Raw genomic sequence first — 23,357 nt, 5'->3', positions numbered from 1 at the left:
CCCGTACCGGCACCGATACAAGGAAGAGATCACCATGCTGAGCAGCATCGACAAGGCCAAGCTCGCCGTGTACCGCCTCCCGGAGACTCTCGGCTACGCAGCCGTGGTCGCCTGGGTCGCCTCCCGGCTGGAGAGCCTGAAGGAGGACCGCGAGCGCGGCGACGTCTCGATCACCACCGTCATCATCATGGTCGCCCTCATCACCCTGGCCCTCGCGATCGCGGCCGTCATCACCGTGACCCTCCTCAACAAGTACAAGAACAAGCTCTCCACCCAGTGACCGCCTGGCCGCCGCCGGGACCGGTGATGGCACCGGACCCGGCGGCGCCCTGCGACCGTCCCGCCGCGATCCCGCCAGGAAAGGAACCCCATGCGCAGCGATGCACCGGCGCCATCGCGCCGGCGTCTCCCGCGGGCCCTGCGTGACCTCGCCCGGCGACTGCGTGAGGGCGAGGAGCGCGGCGACGCGTCGATCGAGACCGCGATCGTCTTCCCCTTCGTCATCCTGTTCACCGTCATGGTCGTGCAGGCCGTCATGTGGTACTACGCCCGGGAAGTGGCCCAGACCGCGGCCCGCGAAGGCGTCGTGGCAGCGCGCACCTACGGCTCGAACGTCGACACCGGCGTGGCCCGCGCCAACGAGGCCGCAATCCGGCTCGGCGGCAGCGCCCTGCGCTCCCCCAACGCCTCGCCGAAAGGCAGCTCCGCGACGCGGATCACCATCACCGTCACCGGGCAGGCCCAGTCGCTGATCCCCGGCGTCGACAGCTTCTCCGTCAGCCAGAGCGCCTCGGCGCCCGTGGAGAAGTGGAACGCCCCATGACCTCCCCGGCCGTGCGGCTGCGGGCCCGGCGAGAGGACGGCTCGGCCAGCATCGAGGCCGCCATCGTCGTCCCCGTCCTGCTGCTGTTCCTGTGCCTCGCCTGGGCCGCCGGCCGTATCGCGCTCACGGGGCAGGTCGTCGACGGCGCCGCCGAGGACGCCGCGAGAGCCGCATCGATCTCCAAGACCAAGGGCGCGGCCTCCGCCGCGGCCTACCAAGCCGCGTCCCAGGACCTGGCCAACTCGGCCACCGCCCTGCACTGTTCACCGGCCGTCACCATTCCGCACATGAGCATCCCCACCCGGGCCGGGCAGTCCGGCTACGTCACCGTCCGCGTCACCTGCACCGTGTCCTTCGCGGACCTGTTCGGCCTCAACCTCGGCAGCAAGACGCTGACCTCAGAATTCACCTCGTACGCCGACACCTACACACAACGGGGATGAGCCAGATGACCCGCCTGTCCGACCGCCCCCGTGAGGAGGGCGGCCTGTCGATCTTCGTCGCGATCTGCGTCATGGCTCTAATCGCCCTGCTCGGGCTCGTCGTCGACGGCGGCGGGAAGCTGAAGGCCTCCGAGCGCGCGGACGCCGTCGCGCAGGAAGCCGCCCGCGCCGGCGGGCAGCAGCTCAACGCGGGCAAGGCGATCCCCGGCGACGGCATCGAGGTCGACCCCGCCGCTGCCCGCAGCGCAGCCGTCCGGTACCTGGAGCAGGCCGGCTTCCACGGCAGCTACAACATCTATCCGGACCAGGGCAACCGCGTCCTCGTCGTCGACCTGACCTCCACCTACAAGAGCGTCTGGGGACTCGGGGACATGCCCGTGCACGGCCACGCAACCGCCGCCCTGATCTACGGTGTCACCGCGCCGAAGGGACCCTGACCATGCCGCCGAAAACTCCCCGCCGGATCCGCACCCGCAGCAGGCTGCGGGACCTTCCCTGCGCCCTCGGCGGCCTGGTCGTGCTGCTCGGTCTGCTGACCGCGCTACCTGTCGCGCTGCTGGCCGCAACTCACCGCTACGCCGGCCCGGGCCTGGCCGCCTTCTCCTCGGCCAGCCAGATCTTCACCCGCCAGGACAACGGGGCGGCTTTCCTGCTCGTTCTGGTGATCATCGGCTGGATCGGCTGGGGCAGCTTCACAGTGTCGGTGCTGCTCGAGATCCCCGCGCAGCTGCGCGGCCGGGCCGCCCCCCGGCTGCGCGGCTTCGCCTGGAGCCAGCAGGTCGCCTCGACGCTGGTCTCGGCGATCCTCCTGCTGGTCCCCACCACCGGCGCGGCACTGGCCGCCGGCACCCATCCGGCGACTGCCGCAGCCGCCCACGCGCCGGCCGCGGCCACTGCTTCGGCGGTGGCCGGATACACGACCGCGCCCGGTACTGCGCAGGCCGCCGGGGCGCAGCGCCCTACGTACACGGTGCAGAGCACCAGCCCCGCGCAGAGCCTGTGGAGCATCGCCCAGCACCAGCTCGGTGCTGGGGAACGCTGGCACGAGATCGCCGACCTCAACAACGGCCGCACCATGGCCGACGGTCTGACCTTCCACTCCGACCGGCCCATCCAGCCCGGCTGGGTCCTCCTCATGCCCGACACGGCCGCTGCCGCAGGGACGAACACTGCCGCCCCGCACGAGAGGGGCGCCACGATCACCGTGCACCCCGGCGACACCCTGTCCGCACTCGCCCAGGAACACCTCGGCAACGCGGACAGGTTCGTCGAGCTCTATGACGCGAACCGCGACCGGCTCGAACCCGGCGGCGAACGCCTGACCGACCCCGACCACATCAAGCCCGGCTGGACTCTCGTACTGCCCGCCGACAGCGCGGCCGCGCCGTCCGACAGCAACGACGCCGACACTCCGGCCCCAGCACAGGGCGACGCCGCGGACACCACCGGCTCCGGCGGCCAGGCTGCGGCACCGACCACCGCACCGGGAGCACCCGCGACCACCCCGAGCCCCGCACCGACGACCGTGCCGGCACCGGCCGCCCCGGCCCCCGCACCCACGGCAGCTGCCGGCGCCGCAGCGACAGCCGGCGGCACCAGCACCGCGGCCACGCCGCCCTCCCAGCACCCAACCGCGCCGGCCGAGCAGACCGAGTCCGCCGACAGCAGCGACACGGTCCGCAACCTCGCCGCCGGTGGTGCGCTCCTCGCCGCCGGCGTGCTGGCGAGCATCGGCGGCCGCCGACTGCTGCAGCAGCGCCGCCGCGGGCCGAACCGCCGCATCCCCATGCCGGCCGGCGAATCCGCAGGCCTGGAGCGGCAACTGCGCGCCACCACCAACCCCGTCGGCCTGGCCCTGCTCGACCGCTCCCTGCGCTCGATGGCCGCCCGCGCCGCCGAGCAGGGCCGAGAACTCCCCCAGCTCGAAGCGGTACGCGTCACCGCCGACACGATCGAGCTGTACCTCGCCGCGCCCGCCACGCCGATCGCCCCGTTCACCGCCGCGGACAACACGGCGCTGTGGCGCTGCGGGTCCTCCACCCGCAACACCGCGCTGCTCAGCGCCGAGGACGCCGTCCGCACCCCGGCCCCCTACCCCACCCTGGTCAGCCTCGGCCACACCCCCGACGGCGACCCGGTCCTGGTCGACCTGGAGACCATGGGCCTGCTGTCCCTGGACGGATCCGACGACGACGTCCTCGCGGTGATGCGCGCCTTCACGGTCGAACTCGCCAACAGCGCCATCGCCGACGACCGCCTGCTGCTCCTCGCCGGCGTCGCGGAGGAACTCGCCGAGCTCTACCCCGCGCACTCGGACTTCTACGACACGCTGCCCGAGGCCCTGGTCACCCTGGCCTCCCGGGCCGCCTTCCAGCGCCAGGCCCTCCAGGACGGCGGCCACTCCTCCCTGCGAGCGGCCCGCGTCGGCGCGGCGGGCTCCACGGACGCGTGGACCCCGCACGTTCTGATCAGCACCGCGGAGCCGACCTCCGACGAGGCCCAGCAGATGGCGGATCTCCTCTGCGCGGAGCCGAGGACCTCGATCGGCGTCATCGCCGGCAGCCGCACCGACTTGCCGGTGGAGTCCAGCTGGCGGATCCCGGCCGACGCGGGCCTCGAAGTCGAGATCGACGGGTTGCCCTTCAGCGTCGTCCTCCAGCGCATCGAGCCGGAGGCCTACCGGCGCCTGGTCGACGTCCTGGCCACCGCCGAGCGGCGCGACACGCTCCCGGCCCCGGCCTGGACCCGCCCGGCCGGTGCCGCGGCCGCCGATCCGGCCGCAGACGATGCCGACCAGGACGCGGAGCCGCTGCTCGCCGGGGCTGACGCAGGGATCGGATCCGCGCTCGCCGCCCAGGTCACCTACGCCGCCAACTCCCCGGCCCTCGCCCTGGGCCCGGCCACGGTCCCCGGCACCGTCACCGTCCCGATCGCACTGACCAAGAACACCGCCGCGGCTCCCGCCGTCCCGGGCCAGTCCCCCTCGACCGCAGGCGCCGCGGGCACTTCCCCCGAGTGGCAGGACCTGGACCTGGTCGCCGAGGAGGACGAGCAGGAGCACCGCGCCCGCGCCGCAGCGACGCTCAGCCCTGCGGGCGCGGACGAAGCCGACCAGGACGAGACCGTGGACCTTGAGGACGTGGACCTTGAGGAGGACGTGTTCGGTCTGGCCGACGACGAGGACCCGGACTGGGGTGAGGACGAGGAGGACCTCGACACTCTGGTCGCCCGCTACGCCCAGGACGCCGACGACGAGCAGGACCGGGAGCAGACGGAGGAACAGCACGACGTCCGGCACGACGGCGAGCTGCAGGGCGAGGAGGAAGAGGTGGTGGACGGCGCCGCGGCGCAGCCGGTCACCGTCCCGATTCCGGCTCCGGCCGTCGTGCCGGCGTGTGCGGATGCGCGGGTCAGCCACCGGCTGCACCACTCCTCCTCCGTGCTGGCCGCACTCACCGCCGACACCGTGGAGCCGTCCGTCCCGTACATCCGGGTGCTCGGCCGGGTCGAGGTCCTCGGGCTGCGCAGCACCAAGCAAGAGCCCCGGCGGCGCCAGCTCACCGAGGTGGCGGCCTGGCTCGTCCTGAACCCCGGCAGCAGCCGCTTGGAGTTCGACGAGGCCATGTGGGGGCAGGACGTCCGGGTCGACGCCCAGAACCGCAACACGCTGATGTCGCGCACCCGGCGGTGGCTGGGCGACAAACCGGACGGGAGCCCGTACCTGCCGCACATCACCGGCGACGAGTACCGGCTGGACCCCGCGGTTATGTGCGACTGGGTGCAGTTCCAAGCTCTGTACCGGGACGGCCACCACGGCAGCGGCCTGGAGGCAGACATCGCACTCGCACAGGCGCTCGCCCTGGTCCGCGGCCGGCCATTCGCCGGCACCCTGGCCACCAAGTACACATGGAACGAGGCCTGGCTCCAGGAGATGATCTCCGCGATCGAGGACGCCGCACACGAGCTCGCCCAGCGGCGCCTGGCCGAACGGGACTACCGGGCGGCCGCGATGGCCGCAGCCCGCGGCCTGGAGGCCGTACCGGAGAGCGAACTGCTCTACCGCGACCTCTTCGAGGTCCACGCCGCCTCTGGGGACCGCGAAAGCCTGGAGCGCGCCGCACGCCGGCTGCATGACCTGAACGAAGAGCTCGGCGTAGACCCGGAGGAGGAGACCGTCGAACTGCTCGAGACGTTGCTGAAGGGACGCCGGACCGCGACCGCTTGATCGTGGCCGACGGTGGGCAGGCTGGGCCCGGTGTCCCGCCGGGCCTGGCCTGCTGCTGCGGAACGGCTCCGCTGTACGGCCCCGACCGACCAGCACCAGCACGCCACCAGCGGCGAGCGGATCCTGGAGCTGGTGGCCCTGCTGCTCCTGATCGCCATCGCCGCCGCCGCGTTCGCCCTGGCCGGTCCCGCTGCCTTCACGGCCGTAACGAGCGCCGGCATGGGCCTGTTCGCCACCTGGTGATCACGCCGGTGAACGGGACGGCCCGTATTCAGCCCCACCCGCGAGCCGGTTAGTACCGTCAACTCGAGCCGCTGCCTGCACCGTTGGCCAGCCGGCTGGCCAACTATCGTCGTGAGGATCAGGTGGTCCGCTGTTGTGTCCTCACGCCCCTCGGCGCTGGGAGGCTGCCGTCAGTGGCGTCGGGGGACCCGAGCGGAAGCGCTGAGCCAGGGTCAGGGCCTTGTCCAGGGAGTCGGCCACCTCCTCCAAGAGTGCGAAGCTGTCGAATGTGCGTTGCCTGATCCGCTCGACCAGTTCGTCCGTATCACCTCCCTTGACGTCTGTCAGCATGCCTTGGCGTTGCGTGGTGAGGAGGTGGCTGCTGACGTGCCGCAGCGCGTTCGGGGCGACGCGCAGCAGTGCAGTCAGTCCGGCCAGGGCCGTCGTCGCCTGACTTGGCGTCATGGTGGGGCCGGCCATGCCCATCCGGTTGAAGCGAGTGAGGAGTTCGACGGCCTGCCCAGGCAGAAGGTCCGGGTTGTCGGCGGCGTTCATGTGGTCCTTTCGGGAATGACCTGTGCGGCGATCCCGTAGCGGGAGAAGGGTGCGGTCAGCTCGAGTAGCTGGGGCCAGGGCTGGCGGGCCGGCGCGAGGGGTGTGCCAGTGCGGACGTGCTCCAGCCAGCTGCGCATGCTGTAGAGCACGCCGCGGCCGTCCGCTCGGGCGCGGGTGACGGTGTCGAAGGTGGCGTCGAGCAGGACGTGGCGGCCGACTACGGTGGAGAAACCGAGGTCGATGAGCGGGTCGTTCAGAAGCGGGTAGTTGTTCCACGGCCGTCGCCATTCGACTGCCACCAGGCCACCGCCGCGTTCGAAGATGCGCAGCTTGCCGCTGCCGTGCTCGGCGACTCCGCAGAGCAGCCACCGCAACCGGGTGTGCGCACGCTGCTTGCCGGCGATCGGGTCCTGCGCGAGCGGTGGCGTCTCGAGTTCCCAGATGGTGGAGTCGGCGGCTTCGGTGTCACCGCGGCGCCCGGCCCGGGCCACCTCTCGGTTGGGGAGCCGCTCGACAATGCCCCGGTACCACTGCCTCTTGTGAGCCTCCACCAGCTCCGCACTGGCCGTAAGCATCGGCGTCGTCACGGGAAGGCCGGCTCGCCGTCGAGTCCGTCGCCGCTGACGTCGGAGACCTGGTCGGCGAAGAACTTCGTGCTGATTCCGAACTGGCGGAACGTCAGCCCGGCACCACGCATCACCTGCTCATAGCTGAGTGCCTCCGGGTCCTGGTCCCAGGCGGCCGCGATCGCCTGCGCGAGCTCGATCGCCCCCCGGTGCCCCTTCTCCGCACGCACCATCTCCTTCACCCGGGCGCTCTGATAGTCCCGTTGTTTCACCGCCGCGGCTTTGCCGTCCAGGATGTCGAGCATCCTCTGCCGGGACTTCTGCTGGATGAGGGGCATGGCCTGGCGTTCGGTGAATCGCAGGACCGGTGGCGGGGACGACTCGTCGTCCAGATCGACGCTCGGCGGCTCCTGAGTCCGCTGGCCCGGCAACTCCCCGCCACAGACGGTTGCCTTCTTCTCGGCCTCCCGGTCGAGGTTCTCGCGCTCCCGCCGTTCCTTCTCGACGATGCGCTCGCCCTGCGTCCAGGTCTTCTCCGCCTGCTCCTCCAGCTCGGTGAAACACCGGGTGACGAAGACCTTCGCCCACGGAGCGCCGGCCTCGTAGCGTTCGCGAAGGAACTGGCGGCGGCCCTGTGCGCTGTGCGGGTGAAGGACCATCATCTCCCTGATGTCGAGCACCAGGGCCTTCCGGAGGTCGTCCGGCATTCGGTCATGGTCCCTGTGCAGGTGAAGGCGGTGGCCTCGCTCGTCTCGCAGTTCCTTCGAGCTCAACTCGGTCTTCCTCTCGCTCTGGTCAGTCGGCTCGCGGGGCCTCCCGGCGGGCCGCGGCGGCGAGGCGCTGGCCCCACTCGCCGTACAGCTCCACGGTCCGCAGGACCGCGTCAATCAGCTCTTCGTCGCCCCTGGCGACGATCTCGTCCGGGTCGTAGGCCAGCAGCCCGGCGGCCTGGTGGTCGCGGCGCTGCAGAACTGCCCGCCAGCGGGCGAGTACAACGTCTGGGTCGGCGTCCGCTGCAGCATCCATCGCTGCATCGTCCGGGTCGCGCTCAGCCGCCGCGCAGGCCTTGATCTCCTGCTGGATCGCCGCCCGGGCACGCCCGTCCGCGATCAGCTCGCGCCGGTACTCCGGGGTGGCGAGCACCGCTGCGAACACTTCGGTCCGTCCCGCCGGGTCGCGCAGAAGGCTCGCGCAGGCGTCCCGTGCCGCCGCCAAGGACAAATCCGCCACCGGCACAGAAACGTCCGCCATCGCGGCGGGCTCCGGTGCCGGATCGTCCTCCTGCAGTCGGTCGTCGCCAAGCTGCCGGCGCAGCTCGGCCTCGGTCACCACCCCGACGCCCGACTTCTGTGCGGCACGGGCGAGCTTCAGGAGGGTGTTCAGGCGGCGCCCCACCACCTCCTCTCGCTCCCCGACCAGGCCCTTGGGCACGGAGACCGCCGCCCGCAGGACCGTGAAGGGGACCTCCGCGTCGATTGCGTCGAGTTCCTGGCACGTGGCTTGGCCGGACCACCGTGCGACCTTCCGGTAGATCCGGGCGGTCTCCAAGGGAAGGCCGACTGCCGCCGCCAGCTCGTCGAGAGCGGCGCCAGGGCCGGACTCGCCGCGCGGTGCCAGCCTGAGCAGCTCAGCCCCAATCGCGAGCCGAAGCCGGCGCTGCTCGTTGACGCGGCCCCGCACGATCCCGCTCAGCCGGTGGTCCTTCTCGACCAGGTACCGCAGTTTGTCCCGTTCGGCGTCCAGGTCTTGGAGCGTCTCGGGATTGGTCAACTGGTCCGTCATGAGGGCTCCTCGTTCAGCGCCGCTCACATTGAGCAACGTTAGCAAGACCGAGAGTAGTGAAGGCGGATCGGTCGATTCATCGAAGATCTCGTAGGAGTCGAATTGTCGGCGGAGGCCGCTAGCGTGCTGCTCTTCACGTCCAGGCCACCCAGCACCAGGGCAATTGCTGACCTTGCCGGACTAATCGGACGCTCGACGCGCGCCAATCGGACTGTGGACGTCAATCGGGCGGATGCGAAGCAACCACTCGCCCCACTGATCTTTGAGTGCCCTCCAGTCGAACTGAAGACCACTTGGTGAACGGCAGTCCGACCTTTGCCTCCACCGTCACTGGCAGAGGGGGATATCCACTGCGCAGAAGTCAGCCGGCGAGCAGGCAGACCGCGAGAGTGCCGCTGATCATGAACGGCCCGAAGGCGATGGTGTGCGTGCGAGAGACGCGTCGGGTGATGAGCAGCGCGATCCCGTAGAGCGCCCCGAGGACGAAGCCGAGGAGTAGGCCGGGAAGCAGGTAGCGCCAGCCGAACCAGGCGAGCGCGGCGCCGAGCGTCGGTGCCAGTTTGACGTCGCCCAGGCCGACGTTCGAGAAGAGCGCGACGAGGAAGTAGAAGCTTCCGAGCGCCAGGCCTCCGCCGAGCGCCTGGACGAAGGCGCCACCATCTCGGTCCGCGACGGCGGCAATGCCGAGGAGGGTGATCAGGCCGGCGCCGGTGGGAAGGGTGAGCCGGTCGGGGAGCAGATGGTCCGTCCAGTCGGCGAGGGCGAGAGCAACGCCGCAGGCGGAGAGCCACAGCATCGCGACGGCGGTCCAGGACAGGCCGAGGGCCGTGATGACCAGGGCCCACAGTGCCGCGGTCAGGAGCTCCGGCAGAAGGGCGGGCGCCCCGAGGCGTCGATGGCACGAGTGGCAGCGACCCAGGGCGGTACGGAGCGCGAGAGAGGTGACGGGCGCTTGGCAGTGCGGGCAACTGGTGCGTGACGGCTGGCCGGTGGGGACGGTGTAGGCGATGGCGGCGCGCCGGGCAGCCGCGCCGGCGGGCAGGCCGAGCAGCGCGGCGAGGGACACAGCCAGGGCCGTGGGCACGTCGTCGTCTCCTGTCCGAAGTAGCCGCTCGGCGCTCCCCATGGCCAGCGCGGCTGGGTCGAACTGTAGCCGCCGTCGATCGCGGTGCCCGAGGCAGGATTCACCCGGGCCCACCTCTCCGCGGCTTGAGCCTCGGGCCCGGAGAGAACGACGCGGCGAACGGCCGGATGGCCGCAAATCAAGCCGCCAGTGTGCTCAGAGGTCCACGGCGTATGCCTGGTGCATGAGCTGTGCGGCTTGCTCCGCTGTGTCGTGCAGGATGGCCTGCTGGGTGGCGGGGTCACCGAGGAAGTAGCCCCCGTACACCGCGACCCAGCCCTCGCCGCCGTCCAGACCTCGCTCGACCCACCCGACTGGGTGGCCCTCACCGAGGACGACCAGGACGTCCGGCTGCACCGTCCACCCGGCCAGCACCCAGTTGTAGCCGAAGGTGTTCTCGTCGAGCGGGATGCGGACGTCCATGCTGCGGGGCAGGCCGCGCTGCAGCGGATCGCGCGGGACGCTCACTGTCCCGACCGAGTCCGCCGGCGTGCTGTCGCTGGGGCCCTGCTGGGCGAGGCGCTCGTCGACCAGGTCACGCAGTCGGTCGCCGGACAGGGCCGGCCCCGGAACGGGTGCGCGGGTTTCCGGGTCGGCAGGCGTTTCTCCCCGGGGCGCAGGCGGCGGCACCGAAGGGCCGTCGGCCCGAGCGGACGTTTCCCCCCGGGGCATATCGGTGAAGGGTTGAGCTCCCTGAGCGCCCTGCGGAGCGGCTTCGGGGGCCGTCGTTTCACCCCGGGTGGATTCCGCGGCCGCTGCCGGCCCGGCAACAGCAGGGCGGGCGGCCGTCTCCGCCGGTGCGTGAGTGGCGAGCATCGCGGGGTCGACCGAGGCGGCGATCCGCTGCGCATCGAAGGTTTCCCCCCGGGGCAGAACACCCGGCTCGGGGTACTCCGCCGGTGGGGCCGGTGCCGCGAGGGGGTGCTCTGCGAGCATCTGGCCGACGAGTTCGCTGTGGCGTGCGGTCAAAACGTAGGCAGCGCTGCGCATGTCGGCTCCGGCGCTTCGCAGCAGGTCAGAGTCGGTGTTGCGGGCTGCACGGTGGAGCTGGATCACGAACAGCCTGGTCTGTCGGTAGAGCTCGGCGGCGGCTTCGAGCAGCTCGCCCCCGTCGGTGCCCACAGGGAAGCCGAGCGGCCGCAGAAGGCCGTCGACAGGTGCCCCTGTTTCCCCCCGCGGCGATTCGGTGGTCGCTGCGGCTGCGACGAGAGCATCCCGCCGCTCGCGCTCGCGCTGCCGGTCGGCCTTCGACGAGCATGCCTTCGAGCAGTACTTCGCCCGCCGCCCGGTGCCCTTGCGCTCCGGCATCTCGCCGCCGCACACCTCGCATTCGGGCGCGCCGAAAAGCACCGGCTCGGACACCTCGTTGACCCCCGGGGAGAAACTCATGCCCGGATGCTAGACCGAATCGTGTCCGGGAAGTCCCCCCGGGGAGAAACTGCCGGACCGACTGGCCTCCAGATCCTGTTGGTGTGACTTCGACCGCCTGCGAATCCGACCTGCACCTTGCGAGTCATGGAGGGCGGCGCTGAACTGCAGATCGTCGTCTCGACCGAGTCGGCCGTATCCGGCCTCGCAAACCATCATTCGGAACGGCTCGCAGACTGCAGCTCGGAACATGGCACTGGCCTGCGCCGACTCGGCGGAGCCTCGCAAGTTATCGGTCGGAGTCACAGGGCCTTGCGCGGTGGGGAGCCCAGCAGCGTGCGCCGCACCTTCCAGGTCGCCGAATCGGACTGGTCGGTCCTCCTCGCTGCTGCGGTTGTCCACCGGTCTGCGTTTCCCCTGGACAACCGGGATTGTCCAGGGGAAACGCGGCGATCGACTCCCTAGACGTCCTGTTGCGTCATGTCCTTGGTCAGTGTGGCCACATGCGCGATGCCGCGCTTGCTCGCGGTCGTCTCCGGCGGGAGGGCGCGCACGATGAAGACGTAGATCCGCACGTCATCGATCTCGAAGTATGGCGGCCATGATCCGGTGGGCCCGTCGCCGGCGACCTTCAGGATGTGGTCGGTGAGGTTGAAGACCACGAGGTAGCCGGTGTGCTTGTTGTGGTCGACGGCGTAGTCGTACACCTGCCTGACGCCCTTGCCCACATACTTCAGGTCGCGTTTGTACAGCTTCCCGTCGAGCACGATCGGATCCCACGTGTCGAGGTCGCCGACAAGGTCGGGCTCGCCGGAGGCGGATCGGACCTTCGCGTAGGTGACGTACTCGCCGTCCCGGAACAGGTGCAGCTGCAGGTTGTCGTTGTAGAGCTCCTCGCCGGTGGAGGTCCGGGTCAGGTACTCGGCGTAGAGGGCGTCACGGCTGAATGTCTCCGTCTCGTAGACGTACCGGCGCAGGGTGTGGACGACGCTGCTCGTGCGCTGGACCTGCTCGCTGAGCCACTGGAACAGCGGGGTGAACACCTCGGTGGCGAAGCGGCCGACCATGTGGTCGATGTTGTTGACGCCGGCGCGGACGAAGATGTCCACGGCCAGGTGTTCGACCCTGTCGGGGTCGAGGTTGTCGAGCAGGTCCCAGGCCAGCGCGGCCTGGCCCTCCTCCGTGTCGGTCGGCCAGACGATGCCGAGCTCGCTCTCACACTCGTCCAGCCACTGCTCGCGCTCCGGCGGTTCCTCTCTCCGACGGGCTTCCTGGAGGAACCCCATCAGCTCCGGCTGCTTGCGGATCCAGTCCGCGGCGTACTGGAGCTGCTTCCCGCAGTTCTGCCTCCGGGCCGTCGAGATCGAGTTGTACCGCCGGGCGAGACCATCCTGGAGGTCCTGCTTGCGCATGCGATCGTCACTTTCACGGGCCAATGTCGGGACGAGCATGGCACGTTGTGCGAAATGGGCGGAAATTCGCCCAGCTGAGGCGGCACATCGGCATACGCTGATGGCCGGGCCCCTCGCGATTCGAGCGTGAGGGGCCCGGCCACGTTCGGGGGCGAGGTTGACAGCGAGTCAGGGTCCGGCGATCACCCAGGTGATGAACACCGAGCCCATGGTCTCGTGCAGGCGGTACACCACGCTGATGCGGTCGCCGGTGTCGGCGGCCGGGTCGGTGCGGGCGGTGTAGTCGTCGATCCCGGGGTCGCTTCCGCCCGGCACGGGGATTCCCAGACGCGGGTGGATCGCGAGGCGTTCGACGAGTTTCTCGACAGCGTCCAGCTCGCCAGGCTGCAGGGCTGCGAGGGCCTGTTCGGCGGCGTCGGAGAGGAAGACGTGGAGCGGGTCCGGCTGTTGCTCGGGCTGGTCGGTCACCGTTCGGCGCCAGCGGTGCGCAGCCGGGCGAAGGCCTCGGCGGCCGGGATCCAGTGCTGCCCGCCGATGGGCGCGGCCAGGGACGCCATCGCCCGTTCGTCGGTGCGCAGGTCCAGGCGGTGGCGGTAGGTGGCGATGACCTCGCTGACCGCGGCGAGGTCGCCGATCGGGGAGGCGTCGAGGGCGGCGGCCAGGTCCTGTTCGAAGGCCTCGCGGTCGCCCGGCAGGCCGTAGCGGGACAGGGCGGTGCGGAGTTCGTGCAGGGTGGCCGGCCGGGTGGGAGCCGTTCCCTGGTGGTCGGGTTGGGTGGTCACCTGGTCCTCCTCTGTGGTGGTGGCGGCGCCGCCGGGGCGGTGTCCGCAGGATCGACGGTAGCGGTCAGTGGGTGGTCGGCGAAGTGGTCCGGACTATGCGGCGCCGCTGAGAGTCGTCGGAGGCGTGCCGGTGCTGCGGGCGGCCTTGTCGGCCCGGGCCAGGCGTTCGGCGATCGCCTGGGAGCTGGCCGCGGCCGCGGCGCGGGCGGCGGTCTGGTCCTGGTGGTCGCGGACTGCCACGACCTCGGCGAACAGCTCTTCGGGCTCCCGTCCTCGGAGGATGGCCGCGTCCTGGCGGGCGATCGCGGCGGCGACTGTCGGGTTGGTCATGGCGGCCGCGCGCCGGATCCCGGCGAGCGCCTCGTGGAATCCGGGGCTCGCCACGTCGTCGCGGGTGCGGGCCGGGGCTTCGGGCCGGACGGGCACCTGGCGATGCCCGGCCGACTGTGCCGAGCCGGTGGCGGCGAGGGCGCGGGGCGGCAGGACCCGAAGGTCGCGCACCACGGTCCGGCCCACCTTGCCGTTGATCCGGGCGACGAGCTGGCGGCCGAGCAGGCGCAGCTGGGTCGCGTAGGCGGTGGTGGCGGGCTGGAGGTCGAGGCGGCCGGTGCGCGGGTCGTAGTGCACCGGCGCGACCTTCCCGGCGAGTTCGGGGGCGATGTCGGCCCACTGGTCGATGACGCCGCCGCCGGCGGTGGGCGTCTCCCAGCCCCGGTCGGTGACGAGGCTGGCGAAGGCGGCGCCGAGGCCGATCGGGTCGCGGCCGCCGGTGCGCAGGGTGCGGCGCCGGGCGGGCCGGGTGGTGGCGCTGGCCCCGCCGGCGGCGTCCGTGCCGCGGGTGCGGGCGGCGTCGCGGGCGGCTTTGAGGGCAACGCGGGCTAGGTCGATGCCGCTGGCGGAGGGCTGGTTCATGCGGACCTCCAGGGCTGGTGGATCACCATGCGGCCGGTGTGCCGCAGGCGCAGGACCTGGTCGACCAGGCCGTGGGTATAGAGGCGGCGGGCGTAGCCCTCGCCGAACTCCCGGATCGCCATCAGGACCATCTGCGGGTCCTTCTGGCCGAGGGCGCGCAGTTCGCGGACGTCCTCACGGGTGAGCTGGTCCAGGTCGACCAGGCCGTCCTGGTCCTGGGCGAACAGCTCCAGCTCCTGGGCGTTCTGGACGTCGGCCTGCCGGACCTGGGCGAATGCCTCGTCAACGAGCCGGGCGGCGGCACGGGTTGCTGGCTGTCGCCAGTCGGTGATGGTCCACTCGGTGCTGGTGCGGTCGTGACGGGCTCGGGCGGCCGAGCGGGAGTCACGCCACCGCTCGACCTGGACGGCGCGCTCGGCCGGGGTACGCCAGCCGGGCATCTGCGTCATGCCGCGCAGCCGGTGTCCGAGCAGGCCGGTGGGCCGGAAGGTGCCGCGCTTGGGTGCCTCGACCATGGACAGCCAGGCCGCGACGTCCTCGGCGCTCCAGCCTGCGTCAGCCACGTCCTGGACCATCCACGCGACCCGGGCCACCTGGGCACGGCGCAGCCACGGCACCTGCCGAACCAGCTCCGCGGCCAGCTGGAACCGCCGCCCGACCCGGTTGAGCGTCCGACCACCCCGGCCCGACTGCTTGCCGGACTTCTTCGCGGTGGTGGACTTCGGATTCCCGCTCGCGACGTCTGTCTCAGAGGGAAGGTGAGTACAACCGTCAGCAGGAGAAGTACAGCAACCACCCCCATTGGGGTGCAACGGCCGACCGCTGCTGAGGCGACGTCAGAAGCCTGTGACACCTGGGACTCCACGCCGGCGGAGGTGGTCTGACCCACCCTCAGCGAGGCTTTCGCGGACGACTTCGGTCGGGCCGCGTGGACCTTGCGCGACGCCCGCTTGCCCAGCAGCGCCATCACCGCCCGACCCGCCTCCGCAATGCCCACCACCCGCCGGCCACTGTCCTCCCCCGCGACCCGCACGCCCAACGCGACGTCGAACTGGGCCGGGATCACCCGGGCGAACTCAGACGCCTTCGCCTTCTCCCCGCGCACCCGGGTGCCCTTCGCCACGTAGGCGAGCAGGCCGGACTCGCGCAGCATGTCCAGCTGGTACTGCGCGGTCCGCTCCGTCACGCCCAACCGTCGCGCCAGGTAGTCCACCCCGGGACGGCACGGCGACAGCTCCATGAGCAGCTGCGCGGTGCGGATCGCGGTGCGTCCCATCTCCCGCGGCCCGTGCGAACGCGACGGCCGGTAGCAGCCCGAGGCCACCACCCAGTGCACCGCCTGCATCCACGAGTACGGGTCCACCGCGACCCGGCCCCGCGTGGCCGTCACCCACTGCTCCGCCGTCGGCACCAGCAGCCGAGGCAACACCGGTGCACACGGCGAGAACCGTCCCGATGCGGAAGCTGAGGCGCTGGACGGTCGGTTCATCAACATCGCCTGCACGCTCACCGGGCACCCCGAGGGGCCATCACATGCGAAGCGGAGTCCGTCGGTACGGCCGGAAACAGGCGGTTTCGCCGGCATGTGGGCACGCCGGAGTGGAAAACGGCAGCACTGTGCTGCATCATGACCTTGCTCTCCTCATCGCGCAGGAGGGAACGCAAAGGCCCCTCGTGGGCCGGAGCGGTTCTTGGAGAACCGAAGAAAGGCGAGGCGACAGGCCCCTGGCAGGGCGGTCCCTCACGAGGAAAATCTGGGAGTCCAGCCGGCTGGCACCGGTGACGCTCCCGGGCGGCGCCGCTCGCAACGCCCTCCCTGGCAGGAGGACGAGCGAACGAGAGCGCCGCCCCAGTAGGGCTAGGTCATCCCCACCCCCGAGGCGCGCCGCTGGCGCGACAGGGTCGCGATGAACATCGTGCTCCTGACGACGCGGAGCCCGGCAGAACCCGAACGGGTCAAGCCCTCAACGAAGACGACACGCGAACGGGTGGACCCCACACGGCGAAGTAGAGCGCCGAGTAGGGAAATCTGAGAATCGTACGGGCCCAGAGCAACCGAGCGTGGGCCGCAGCTGCGCGACATTGGCCAGGCGCTGTTGCGCTGACGGGCCGTCCAGCAGGTACGCTGATTCACAGCGCACACCTCCTTCTGTCTAAAGGTGTCGCAACGAGCCAGTCGAGCCGCCATCACACAGCTCCTGGCTCACCGGCCCCGGGCAACCGAGTCCGGCGGGTCTTCCACCCCGCCGCGGATGCCACGGGGCCGTTAATCTTTCTGCGGCCGTCCCCGACCGGCGGAGCTTCCACACTCCGCCAGCGCGATGGTCACGGTCTGCATCTGATCCTAAACCCACCGCACCCCTCTCACGCCACGCAGGTGCACTGCGATCGCCAGGGTGTCGCCCTTGACTGTTCATCACACTGCCTGCCGGCCGAACCGGGAGTACAGCTCCAACGCAGCCCGTGCACCGGCTCCGCTGGCGACCGAGACCCGCTGTGCGAGTCGCCCGCTCATGTCGCCTGCCGTCACGATTCGCGGGTGCTGGCGATCGGGTGGGCAGAACCCGTCCGGCCCGGTCGCCAGGCCGGGAAGGGGCTGCGGCAGAGTGCCGGCGTTCGTCGCCACCGATTCGGCAGTCATGATCTCCTGGCTGCCGTCGGAGCGGGTGACGGCCACCGTGAACGGACCGTGGCCGCTGACGTCGACGGCTTCCACGCTCACGAGGCGGACGCGGGGATCGTCCTGGACTTCTTCGACCTTGTACGTTTCCGCAGCGGTGTGACACACAGTCAGTTTTTGGCCAGCGTCGGGGTGGGTGCGTAGCCACGTCCCCAGCGGGCGGTCGCCACCGAGGACGACCACGTTGTGGCCGAGCTCCTCGGGAGCCGAGTCGGACAGTTGCGGGAAGTCTGCGGTGGAGGTGATCCACGGGACCTCGGCGGTGTGGGCGGCGCGTACGCCGGTGGCTGCAACCAGTGCGGCACCGGCGAGTGCGGTGCCGTCCCTCAGGAGCACCCGCACGCAGTCGTCGGTGGCCTCAACCTTGACGACTTCGGCCTGGATGTATGTGCAGAGCTCGTCGAGACCTGCCAGGTGGTTACGGAGTGCCTGCGCGTAGGCCGCACCGCTGGCGAACCCCGGCAGGTTGTTGAGGTGGGTAATGCGGGGGAGGTTGCCCCCGGCCAGTACGGCCGGGTCGATCAGCAGCGACCCGCGTTTGACCCCTGCGGCCGCGGCGGCGGCGTGGCAGCCGGCTGGTCCGGCGCCCACGATCAGCAGCCACGCGTCGAGCTTGGTCCGATCGGTCACTGGGGCGCTCCCTCGGTGAGCATTCGGTGGACGTCCTCGGTGGTGACAAGTAGTCGGGCGGCCAGGTTGCGCTTGGCCAGCAGGAGCGCGGCGGTGTGGAACTCCTCGCCGCCCGACGAGGCGCAGGCGTCGACCACCAGCCACGGGGCGATGGAGTTCTGGAAGAAGTCGACTGCGGTGTCATACACGCAGCTGTCTGTGTCGATTCCGCAGATCACCGCATGCCTCCACCCGTGTGCGCGGAAGGTCTCGAGCATGCCGGGCACCTTGAGGAGACTGGAGGTGGACTTCACCACTCGAAGGTCTGCCCGCGCAGCGAGCGGGACCAACTCGGCAGCGAGAGCCTGCTCCTCGGACGTGCGGAGCCTCACCCAGCCGGTGATCATCTCGTACTGGGAGCCCGGCGGATTCTCGAAAGTGGCGACCACGGATGCCCCGCCCGCCCGCTGCCAGGCATCCAGCAGCTCCGCGATCGGGGCGACCACGTGGAGACTGGACTCCCGCAGGAATCCGGCCTGGACGTCGATGACCACCAATACGGTCGACTGCAGTGGGGGTACGGGCGGTACGGTCACGACGCCTCCTTGAGAGCCGACCACGCATCCCGCAGACGCTCGGGAAGATCGCTGGTGCCGAGGACCGCTGCGCGCATGGCTCGGTGTTCCGCGGACTCCGTAGGCCGGGCAGAGGTCAGGCGCGATGCCGCCCCACGGAGCCACCTCCACCCGAACTGCTCGGGCATCTGCGGGTCGTGGCCTTCCTCGACCCGGTGAAGCAGAGCCGACGAGAGCGACCACAATGCCTGGGTGTCGAGCTCCATGGCCACGATGTCCTCGATGGAAAGCGCAGTCTCGCCAGGGTCCTGCCAGTAGGCGACCCCGGACCAGCCCGCGACACCTCGCGAGGTGGCTCCGGTGAACTCGATCGCTTGCGGATGCGTCCAGCGGTCGGCGAACCGCAGGGGCTCGACCTCGAGCGAAGTGGGGGCAGTCTCGATCGACCGGTCCACCAGGACGCCGGGCGTTGCCAGCAAGTGCAGCGCCGTTCCGAGCGTCTCCGCGCCCCAGCTGTGCTGTACGAGCTCGTAGACGGACAGCGTGTACTGGGGACTCACCGCGATGCTGCGGCCAACGATGTCCGAGACCAGCTCCGACACTGCCTGCCGGGCCCAGGTGCGGTTGTGTTCGTACGACGGGTACCGCCACATCGCCAGGTCCGTGACCGAGGCGAACGCCAAGGGCTGCTGGATATGGAGCACGGCGACACCGAACTCGTAGACATGTAACTGGCAACGGTGAAATCCGTCTCTGCCAGGTACATCGAGTGTGCGCTGGGCCAAGTTCCCCGGGCCGGGGCGGTGCGCCGCGCCAGCGGCATACAGCTCGGTGGGCTCTGGGCCCAGGTGAAGAGGGATGAACTGGTGCGAATTCACCTCGAAGCCGCGGCCTGCGGGTGATGTTTGCGACACGGTCGCCGGCGCGGAGACGGCGGAGCACCGGTCCAAGAAGGCGAGCCGGGCAGGTTCCGGCAGGAGGAGGAGTTGGGCGTCGAGGACCTGCTGCAGTTCGTAGCTAACCACCAGCCCTGCGCCTCCTTTCCTCCAGTTCTGCACGGTCGCCGGATTCACTCCGAGCTGCTGAGCAAACTGACGGATCGACAGCCGCAGCACCTCTTGGAGCAATCCGGCTTCCTGGCCGGTCCACCGCTCGATGCTGACCACAGTCGCACCCCCTCCCCTATCGGTCACCGTGAACTCATACAGCGCTCATACGCCGCTCACACAGCAGGACATCTCCAGGCCCGCGGCGAGTTGCCATGCTCGATTGGGGGCGCCGTTCGGCGCCGTAAAGGAGCTGGCTATGCAGAATCTCCGCGCAGTTGGCGCAGTTCGTCTTCAAGGGCGAGGACTCGCCGCTCGAGGTCCGAGAGCCGGGAGAGCGCTCCGGCCGAGGCTGACGCTGCGTCATCGTCTACGGGGATACCGCGGACATAGGATCCGAGCCCCTGATGCGAGTAGATCCAGCCCTCGGTCTTGAGTTGACCGAGGGCGCGCTGGATGGTGCCAGTGGCGACTCCGAACTCCTCGGAGAGCTCGCGGGTGCTGGGCAATTTGTCGTCGACTGCCAACCGGCCCGATCTGATTCGCTGCTGCACATCAAGCACGACGCGCATGTAGGGCTGCGCGGGCCCGGTCGGCTGTGCTGGTCGAGTCATGAGCCTCATCGTAGGGCCACCTCCTTAGCTAGTCCGCTTCAGCAGCTTACTTGACACAGGCTAGCTTGAATATTTAAGTTGGTAAAGCCCAAGGGGGACACCCCAAGGGCGCAGCAGGTCAGGGCTGGTAGCACCACCAAACCGCCCGCCGTACCTGAGCACCGCATCGCTGATGCGTTGTCCACCTGCCAGGGCACAGCCGGATCTCCCGGCTGACCTGGCCGGCGGAGAGAGCACCAGGGAGTGGTCGTTCAACGTCGCCAACTCACTTACTAGGAGCCCCGGCATGACCCCTTCGCAGGCGATCCCCACCGCACGGCAGCGCAAGCGCCGGACCCGCACATTGAACGTGTCGCACCGCCCCCCGCTCGCTGTCTCCAGCCTGTTGCCCAACAACGTCGACCTGCTGCCCGGCACCGAGCACCTCCGGTGCCCGGACTGCACCACCTGGTGCCCCCTCACCACCGACAAGGGCAGCCAGGACTGGAAGCAGGCCCCGCACCACACCGAACGCGCCGGCACTCCGGGTGCCCGCCGCTGCTCCGGCTCCAACCGCCGGGTCCTCCTGGACCTGACGATCGCCCAGTGGCAGGAACGCCTGGCTGACGCCGCTCAGGAGACCGCCTCTCGTAGGTCGACCACCGTGCTCAAGAAGGTCAAGGCGCCGATCGCCCCGGCGATCACCCAGCTCGACCCGGCCCCGGCCACCGCGGACACCGCCCGCCGCACCTACGAGATGCATCGCTCCCGCTGCGCCGCCTGCACCGGCCGCGCTCACTGCCAGGACGGCGGTCGCCTGGCCAACGCCTACCTGCGGCTACTGAAGGCCGAACCCCAACACCGCCGCAACCGCGCCCTGTACGAAGAGCTCACGGCGGCTGCGGAGCAGGTCCGCGCTCGCCAGCTCCCGCGGCAGCGGCGCGCTCAGTGGGCAAAGGCCGAGCCGGCCGTCGCCGCCATGGACCGCGCACGCCGCGAGTCGCTGGCCGACGCGATCGCCCCGATCCGCGCCGCTGGCATCCCGACCGAGTCCCGCCACACCCAGGCGCAGTCACAGGAGCTGGCCCAGACCCGCAGCGACGCGGCGATCCGCAAGGCCAGCCCGCTGCGGGCCAAGACGAACTGACCAGCTCTCACCCACCATCACCCCGCCGCGGCGGCCCGGAGTATCCGGGCCGCCGCTTCGCATCCCTGGAGGTACTTGTGCGCTACGGCTTCGTCCCCCGTCTCATCGCCCAGATGCTCGTCCAGTTCGCCGCCCCGGCCGCCGCCCCGATCGCCACCGGCGACGCGCGCCGAACGCCGGCCGAGGAACGGGCCGTTGCCGCAGCCAGTCCGCTGCGCGACGGCCCCCGGTACCGCTTCCGCCGCCCGATGACGTACTCCACCGGCGAGGCCGCCCCGCTCCTCGCCGCCGCCTGACCAGCACATCTCCCCTGCGACGCTGCCCGTCGCCGCCGTCCCCGACCCCCCGGGTACGGCGGCGACGGGGGGACGGCAGGAGCCACCCCACCAACAGCGACGGCCCCGGGAGGGCAATCCCGGGGCCGTCAACGTCGCGCCTAGTAGGAGGCAACGACTGTGCTGCACAACATCATTGCACGCCCCGGACCCGCGCGCGCCGACGGCGACAGCGACCCGAACATGGACGAGGCCCTGCGCCGGGTCCGCCAGGGCGGGGGCCAGCGATGAAGGCGACCGACTCCACCCTCCGCAGCCTCGTGTCGGCCGGGTGATCGTGATGACCAACCAGAGCCTCGGCGACCAGGAGTTCGCCCGCCGCATGCAGGCCATTCAGGAAGCGGCTGCGGCCGCCGAGCGCGCCCGCCAGCAGGCCGAGCAGCTGCGCCAGCAGCAGGGAGGGACCCGATGAGCCGCATTGACGCCGACTGCCGCTCGCTGATCGGCGGCGATCCGGTCCTCACCCCGCCGCTGCCGACGCCCCTGCCCACTCCGCCCCCGTTGCCGGCCCCCGCGCCGCAGCCGTCGAAGTAGCCGACTCCGACCCGCACGTCACGCCGCCGGCTCCGGATCGGCGGCCCCCCTCCCGACAGGAGCAGCAGATGTCCGAGACCAGCACGGCCGCGCAGCAGGCCCCCGCCGCCACGCGGGGCACCCACCACTACGTCCTCACCGTTCAGCAGCCGCTGGGCGGGCACCGCGTCTTCACCCTCTCCGGCACCGTCACCCCGCACAGCGAGGAGACCCGCGAGGGGATCTACCAGGAGCTCCTCGCCATCGCGGCCCAGCGACAGCCGGAGCTGGCCAGCGCGATCGTCCTCTTCTTCGACGTGCAGCCCAACCGCCTCTGACGGTCCGGCTGCCATCGCTCGCCGTCCGCTCCGCGCCAGCATCCCGGCGCGGAGCGGACGGTGTCATCACCGCCTGACCATCCGACACAGAAGACAAGAAGGAGGCCGCCATGGACTGGCGCCACCGCGCGGTGTGCCGCGACGAAGTGGACCCCGAGCTGTTCTTCCCGATCGGCAACACGGGCCCGGCCCTGCTGCAGATCGAGGCAGCCAAGGCTGTGTGCCGGCTCTGCCCCCTGGAGGTCCGCGACCAGTGCCTTCAGTGGGCGCTGGAGAGCGGGCAGGACGCCGGCGTCTGGGGCGGCATGAGCGAGGACGAGCGGCGCGCGATGAAGCGCCGCGCCGCCCGCAAGCGTGCCGGCACCCGCTGATCGCCCGGTTGCTGTCGTTCGCCGCCCGCCTCGCGTCCGGACTGCCGGAGCGCGGGACGGGCGGTGTTCGTCGGTGCCCGACGCGCCGTCACCGACCATGAGGAGGTACACGTGTTCCGTCTGATCCGCACCAGGGCTTTGCGCCAGGGCCGTCTGCGTCTGCTGGCCGTCGAGCGCGAGCTGGCCGACGCCACGGCGAACCTCGCCGTGCAGACCGCGGGCTGGGAGCCCCCGCAGGCTCCGATCGACGGCGACGTGGCCGCGGTCCTGCGGCACGTCGACGCCGCGGTGCGCGAGGAGGCCGTGTGTCGTGCCGCGGACTACGCCGAGCAGCACCTGGACCCGACGCACTCCCTGGGCTTGACGCTCCCCGGGCGGTGGAGCGGCTACCCCGACGGCAGCGCCGTCCACTACCTCGGCGCCGGCCGGTGGCTGTACTACCACCCCGGCCACGCCAAGCTCCACACCATCCGCTCCCACGGCCACGCCGAGTTCGAGCAGGTCCGCCTGATCGACAGCCGCCCCTGGGAGAGCGAGCCGGTGGCCAACCTGCCGGCCCTGCTGGAACTCCTCGACGGCAATCGCATCGCCTACCACTTCGCCAACACCCCCCAGAACACCGGGGATCAGGGCGCAGTCGAGGACGGTGCGTCTCGCCGCCCGGGTCCGGCCCGCGCCGACGCCGCCCCCGTTTCGGGCTGACCGAGGGCCCGTTTCGGATCCGCCCGCCCCCTGCTTCACCTCCGCTTCACCTCGGCGGCGGCCGTTTCGGAGACGCAAGATCGCGTTTCGGGAGCAGCCACCGCCGTTTCGGACCCACCTGAATCGAGCCCTCCGGAGGCCATCGTGACGCTCACCGAACCGCCGCCGACGGCGGCTCCCACTACCCTCATCCGCCCCCAGCCGGGCCGAGTTTCGGTCCCGGACACCTTCGTTT

General features: G+C 70.8%; 28 protein-coding genes. 13 read left to right on the top strand and 15 right to left on the bottom strand.

The window, feature by feature from the left end:
• Positions 1–34 precede the first annotated feature (34 nt).
• The 6 genes from BX266_RS37665 (at position 35) to BX266_RS37640 (ending at position 5,734) form a co-directional block, all read left to right on the top strand.
• The gene (locus BX266_RS37665) at positions 35–280 is read left to right on the top strand and encodes a hypothetical protein (protein WP_259465246.1); all 246 of its coding nucleotides are present in this window, start codon (positions 35–37) and stop codon (positions 278–280) included.
• Between the two features lie 90 nt (positions 281–370).
• Positions 371–823 carry a TadE/TadG family type IV pilus assembly protein gene (locus tag BX266_RS37660; RefSeq protein WP_099908848.1) on the top strand — a complete coding sequence of 151 codons (453 nt, stop codon included), beginning with the start codon at positions 371–373 and terminating at the stop codon, positions 821–823.
• Positions 820–1,266 (top strand): TadE family protein, encoded by a 447-nt coding sequence (locus BX266_RS37655; RefSeq protein ID WP_099908847.1) that lies wholly within the window; start codon positions 820–822, stop codon positions 1,264–1,266. Before BX266_RS37660 ends, BX266_RS37655 begins: the two co-directional genes overlap by 4 nt.
• Positions 1,263–1,703, top strand: a complete 441-nt coding sequence (locus BX266_RS37650) for a TadE/TadG family type IV pilus assembly protein (protein ID WP_259465245.1) — start codon at positions 1,263–1,265, stop codon at positions 1,701–1,703. The genes BX266_RS37655 and BX266_RS37650 overlap by 4 nt, the downstream gene beginning before the upstream one ends.
• A 2-nt stretch (positions 1,704–1,705) precedes the next feature.
• Complete coding sequence (locus BX266_RS37645; RefSeq protein WP_099908845.1) at positions 1,706–5,491, top strand: LysM peptidoglycan-binding domain-containing protein; 3,786 nt, start codon at positions 1,706–1,708, stop codon at positions 5,489–5,491.
• A gap of 30 nt (positions 5,492–5,521) precedes the next feature.
• Complete coding sequence (locus tag BX266_RS37640; protein ID WP_143687155.1) at positions 5,522–5,734, top strand: hypothetical protein; 213 nt, start codon at positions 5,522–5,524, stop codon at positions 5,732–5,734.
• Positions 5,735–5,875: 141 nt separating this feature from the next.
• Here the strand turns inward: BX266_RS37640 and BX266_RS37635 are convergent, their stop codons facing one another.
• The 15 genes from BX266_RS37635 to BX266_RS37565 form a co-directional block, all read right to left on the bottom strand.
• Complete coding sequence (locus BX266_RS37635; RefSeq protein WP_099908843.1) at positions 5,876–6,268, bottom strand: hypothetical protein; 393 nt, start codon at positions 6,266–6,268, stop codon at positions 5,876–5,878.
• Positions 6,265–6,855: a hypothetical protein gene (locus BX266_RS37630; protein ID WP_143687153.1), complete on the bottom strand. Its 591-nt coding sequence runs from the start codon at positions 6,853–6,855 to the stop codon at positions 6,265–6,267. The genes BX266_RS37635 and BX266_RS37630 overlap by 4 nt, the downstream gene beginning before the upstream one ends.
• Positions 6,852–7,541 (bottom strand): hypothetical protein, encoded by a 690-nt coding sequence (locus BX266_RS37625; protein ID WP_099908841.1) that lies wholly within the window; start codon positions 7,539–7,541, stop codon positions 6,852–6,854. Before BX266_RS37625 ends, BX266_RS37630 begins: the two co-directional genes overlap by 4 nt.
• An 88-nt stretch (positions 7,542–7,629) precedes the next feature.
• Positions 7,630–8,616: a hypothetical protein gene (locus BX266_RS37620; protein WP_099908840.1), complete on the bottom strand. Its 987-nt coding sequence runs from the start codon at positions 8,614–8,616 to the stop codon at positions 7,630–7,632.
• A 361-nt stretch (positions 8,617–8,977) separates the two neighbouring features.
• A complete protein-coding gene (locus tag BX266_RS37615) occupies positions 8,978–9,700 on the bottom strand; it encodes an A24 family peptidase (RefSeq protein ID WP_180290875.1) in 723 nt (240 codons plus the stop codon).
• A 195-nt stretch (positions 9,701–9,895) separates the two neighbouring features.
• On the bottom strand, positions 9,896–11,128 hold the full coding sequence (locus BX266_RS37610) for a hypothetical protein (RefSeq protein ID WP_099908838.1): 1,233 nt from the start codon (positions 11,126–11,128) through the stop codon (positions 9,896–9,898).
• 440 nt (positions 11,129–11,568) lie between these two features.
• Positions 11,569–12,519 carry a hypothetical protein gene (locus BX266_RS37605; protein ID WP_099908837.1) on the bottom strand — a complete coding sequence of 317 codons (951 nt, stop codon included), beginning with the start codon at positions 12,517–12,519 and terminating at the stop codon, positions 11,569–11,571.
• A gap of 168 nt (positions 12,520–12,687) precedes the next feature.
• Entirely contained in the window at positions 12,688–12,987 is a 300-nt protein-coding gene (locus BX266_RS37600) for a hypothetical protein (RefSeq protein WP_099908836.1), read from the bottom strand.
• Positions 12,984–13,301, bottom strand: coding sequence for a hypothetical protein (locus BX266_RS37595; protein ID WP_180290874.1), 318 nt, complete (start codon positions 13,299–13,301; stop codon positions 12,984–12,986). Before BX266_RS37595 ends, BX266_RS37600 begins: the two co-directional genes overlap by 4 nt.
• A 93-nt stretch (positions 13,302–13,394) precedes the next feature.
• Entirely contained in the window at positions 13,395–14,213 is an 819-nt protein-coding gene (locus BX266_RS37590; RefSeq protein WP_099908835.1) for a DciA family protein, read from the bottom strand.
• A complete protein-coding gene (locus BX266_RS37585; protein WP_147437124.1) occupies positions 14,210–14,776 on the bottom strand; it encodes a hypothetical protein in 567 nt (188 codons plus the stop codon). Before BX266_RS37585 ends, BX266_RS37590 begins: the two co-directional genes overlap by 4 nt.
• A gap of 1,853 nt (positions 14,777–16,629) precedes the next feature.
• Positions 16,630–17,523: an FAD-dependent oxidoreductase gene (locus BX266_RS37580; protein WP_099908833.1), complete on the bottom strand. Its 894-nt coding sequence runs from the start codon at positions 17,521–17,523 to the stop codon at positions 16,630–16,632.
• Positions 17,520–18,098 (bottom strand): isochorismatase family protein, encoded by a 579-nt coding sequence (locus tag BX266_RS37575; protein WP_099908832.1) that lies wholly within the window; start codon positions 18,096–18,098, stop codon positions 17,520–17,522. Before BX266_RS37575 ends, BX266_RS37580 begins: the two co-directional genes overlap by 4 nt.
• On the bottom strand, positions 18,095–19,243 hold the full coding sequence (locus BX266_RS37570; protein WP_099908831.1) for a transcriptional regulator: 1,149 nt from the start codon (positions 19,241–19,243) through the stop codon (positions 18,095–18,097). Before BX266_RS37570 ends, BX266_RS37575 begins: the two co-directional genes overlap by 4 nt.
• A gap of 137 nt (positions 19,244–19,380) precedes the next feature.
• A complete protein-coding gene (locus BX266_RS37565) occupies positions 19,381–19,737 on the bottom strand; it encodes a GntR family transcriptional regulator (RefSeq protein ID WP_180290873.1) in 357 nt (118 codons plus the stop codon).
• A 286-nt stretch (positions 19,738–20,023) separates the two neighbouring features.
• Between BX266_RS37565 and BX266_RS37560 the strand changes: the two genes are divergently transcribed.
• The 7 genes from BX266_RS37560 to BX266_RS37540 all read left to right on the top strand — a co-directional run bounded on the left by BX266_RS37560 (position 20,024) and on the right by BX266_RS37540 (position 23,122).
• Positions 20,024–20,863, top strand: coding sequence for a hypothetical protein (locus BX266_RS37560; RefSeq protein ID WP_099908829.1), 840 nt, complete (start codon positions 20,024–20,026; stop codon positions 20,861–20,863).
• A 113-nt stretch (positions 20,864–20,976) separates the two neighbouring features.
• Positions 20,977–21,159 carry a hypothetical protein gene (locus BX266_RS37555; RefSeq protein ID WP_143687149.1) on the top strand — a complete coding sequence of 61 codons (183 nt, stop codon included), beginning with the start codon at positions 20,977–20,979 and terminating at the stop codon, positions 21,157–21,159.
• A gap of 319 nt (positions 21,160–21,478) precedes the next feature.
• On the top strand, positions 21,479–21,610 hold the full coding sequence (locus tag BX266_RS40670) for a hypothetical protein (RefSeq protein WP_259465244.1): 132 nt from the start codon (positions 21,479–21,481) through the stop codon (positions 21,608–21,610).
• Positions 21,607–21,732, top strand: a complete 126-nt coding sequence (locus tag BX266_RS40665) for a hypothetical protein (protein WP_259465243.1) — start codon at positions 21,607–21,609, stop codon at positions 21,730–21,732. Before BX266_RS40670 ends, BX266_RS40665 begins: the two co-directional genes overlap by 4 nt.
• 68 nt (positions 21,733–21,800) lie before the next feature.
• Positions 21,801–22,049: a hypothetical protein gene (locus tag BX266_RS37550; protein WP_099908827.1), complete on the top strand. Its 249-nt coding sequence runs from the start codon at positions 21,801–21,803 to the stop codon at positions 22,047–22,049.
• 110 nt (positions 22,050–22,159) lie between these two features.
• Positions 22,160–22,420 carry a WhiB family transcriptional regulator gene (locus BX266_RS37545; protein WP_099908826.1) on the top strand — a complete coding sequence of 87 codons (261 nt, stop codon included), beginning with the start codon at positions 22,160–22,162 and terminating at the stop codon, positions 22,418–22,420.
• A gap of 111 nt (positions 22,421–22,531) precedes the next feature.
• Positions 22,532–23,122 carry a hypothetical protein gene (locus BX266_RS37540; RefSeq protein ID WP_099908825.1) on the top strand — a complete coding sequence of 197 codons (591 nt, stop codon included), beginning with the start codon at positions 22,532–22,534 and terminating at the stop codon, positions 23,120–23,122.
• Positions 23,123–23,357: the final 235 nt, after the last annotated feature.

It is taken from the genome of Streptomyces sp. TLI_171 (assembly GCF_003610255.1).
Taxonomy (GTDB): domain Bacteria; phylum Actinomycetota; class Actinomycetes; order Streptomycetales; family Streptomycetaceae; genus Kitasatospora.
The sequence above is the reverse complement of the archived record's forward strand: the minus strand, read 5'-3'. Positions and strand labels throughout refer to the sequence as shown.

Bases quoted from the DNA above. Each gene is read 5' to 3' on its own strand.
- BX266_RS37635 (WP_099908843.1), bottom strand. From the start codon at position 6,268: ATGAACGCCGCCGACAACCCGGACCTTCTGCCTGGGCAGGCCGTCGAA.
- BX266_RS37560 (WP_099908829.1), top strand. From the start codon at position 20,024: ATGACCCCTTCGCAGGCGATCCCCACCGCACGGCAGCGCAAGCGCCGG.
- BX266_RS37550 (WP_099908827.1), top strand. From the start codon at position 21,801: ATGTCCGAGACCAGCACGGCCGCGCAGCAGGCCCCCGCCGCCACGCGG.
- BX266_RS37620 (WP_099908840.1), bottom strand. From the start codon at position 8,616: ATGACGGACCAGTTGACCAATCCCGAGACGCTCCAAGACCTGGACGCC.
- BX266_RS37625 (WP_099908841.1), bottom strand. From the start codon at position 7,541: ATGCCGGACGACCTCCGGAAGGCCCTGGTGCTCGACATCAGGGAGATG.
- BX266_RS37565 (WP_180290873.1), bottom strand. From the start codon at position 19,737: ATGACTCGACCAGCACAGCCGACCGGGCCCGCGCAGCCCTACATGCGC.
- BX266_RS37545 (WP_099908826.1), top strand. From the start codon at position 22,160: ATGGACTGGCGCCACCGCGCGGTGTGCCGCGACGAAGTGGACCCCGAG.
- BX266_RS37660 (WP_099908848.1), top strand. From the start codon at position 371: ATGCGCAGCGATGCACCGGCGCCATCGCGCCGGCGTCTCCCGCGGGCC.
- BX266_RS37665 (WP_259465246.1), top strand. From the start codon at position 35: ATGCTGAGCAGCATCGACAAGGCCAAGCTCGCCGTGTACCGCCTCCCG.
- BX266_RS37605 (WP_099908837.1), bottom strand. From the start codon at position 12,519: ATGCGCAAGCAGGACCTCCAGGATGGTCTCGCCCGGCGGTACAACTCG.
- BX266_RS37590 (WP_099908835.1), bottom strand. From the start codon at position 14,213: ATGAACCAGCCCTCCGCCAGCGGCATCGACCTAGCCCGCGTTGCCCTC.
- BX266_RS40670 (WP_259465244.1), top strand. From the start codon at position 21,479: ATGACCAACCAGAGCCTCGGCGACCAGGAGTTCGCCCGCCGCATGCAG.
- BX266_RS37655 (WP_099908847.1), top strand. From the start codon at position 820: ATGACCTCCCCGGCCGTGCGGCTGCGGGCCCGGCGAGAGGACGGCTCG.
- BX266_RS37645 (WP_099908845.1), top strand. From the start codon at position 1,706: ATGCCGCCGAAAACTCCCCGCCGGATCCGCACCCGCAGCAGGCTGCGG.
- BX266_RS40665 (WP_259465243.1), top strand. From the start codon at position 21,607: ATGAGCCGCATTGACGCCGACTGCCGCTCGCTGATCGGCGGCGATCCG.
- BX266_RS37650 (WP_259465245.1), top strand. From the start codon at position 1,263: ATGAGCCAGATGACCCGCCTGTCCGACCGCCCCCGTGAGGAGGGCGGC.
- BX266_RS37555 (WP_143687149.1), top strand. From the start codon at position 20,977: ATGCTCGTCCAGTTCGCCGCCCCGGCCGCCGCCCCGATCGCCACCGGC.
- BX266_RS37610 (WP_099908838.1), bottom strand. From the start codon at position 11,128: ATGAGTTTCTCCCCGGGGGTCAACGAGGTGTCCGAGCCGGTGCTTTTC.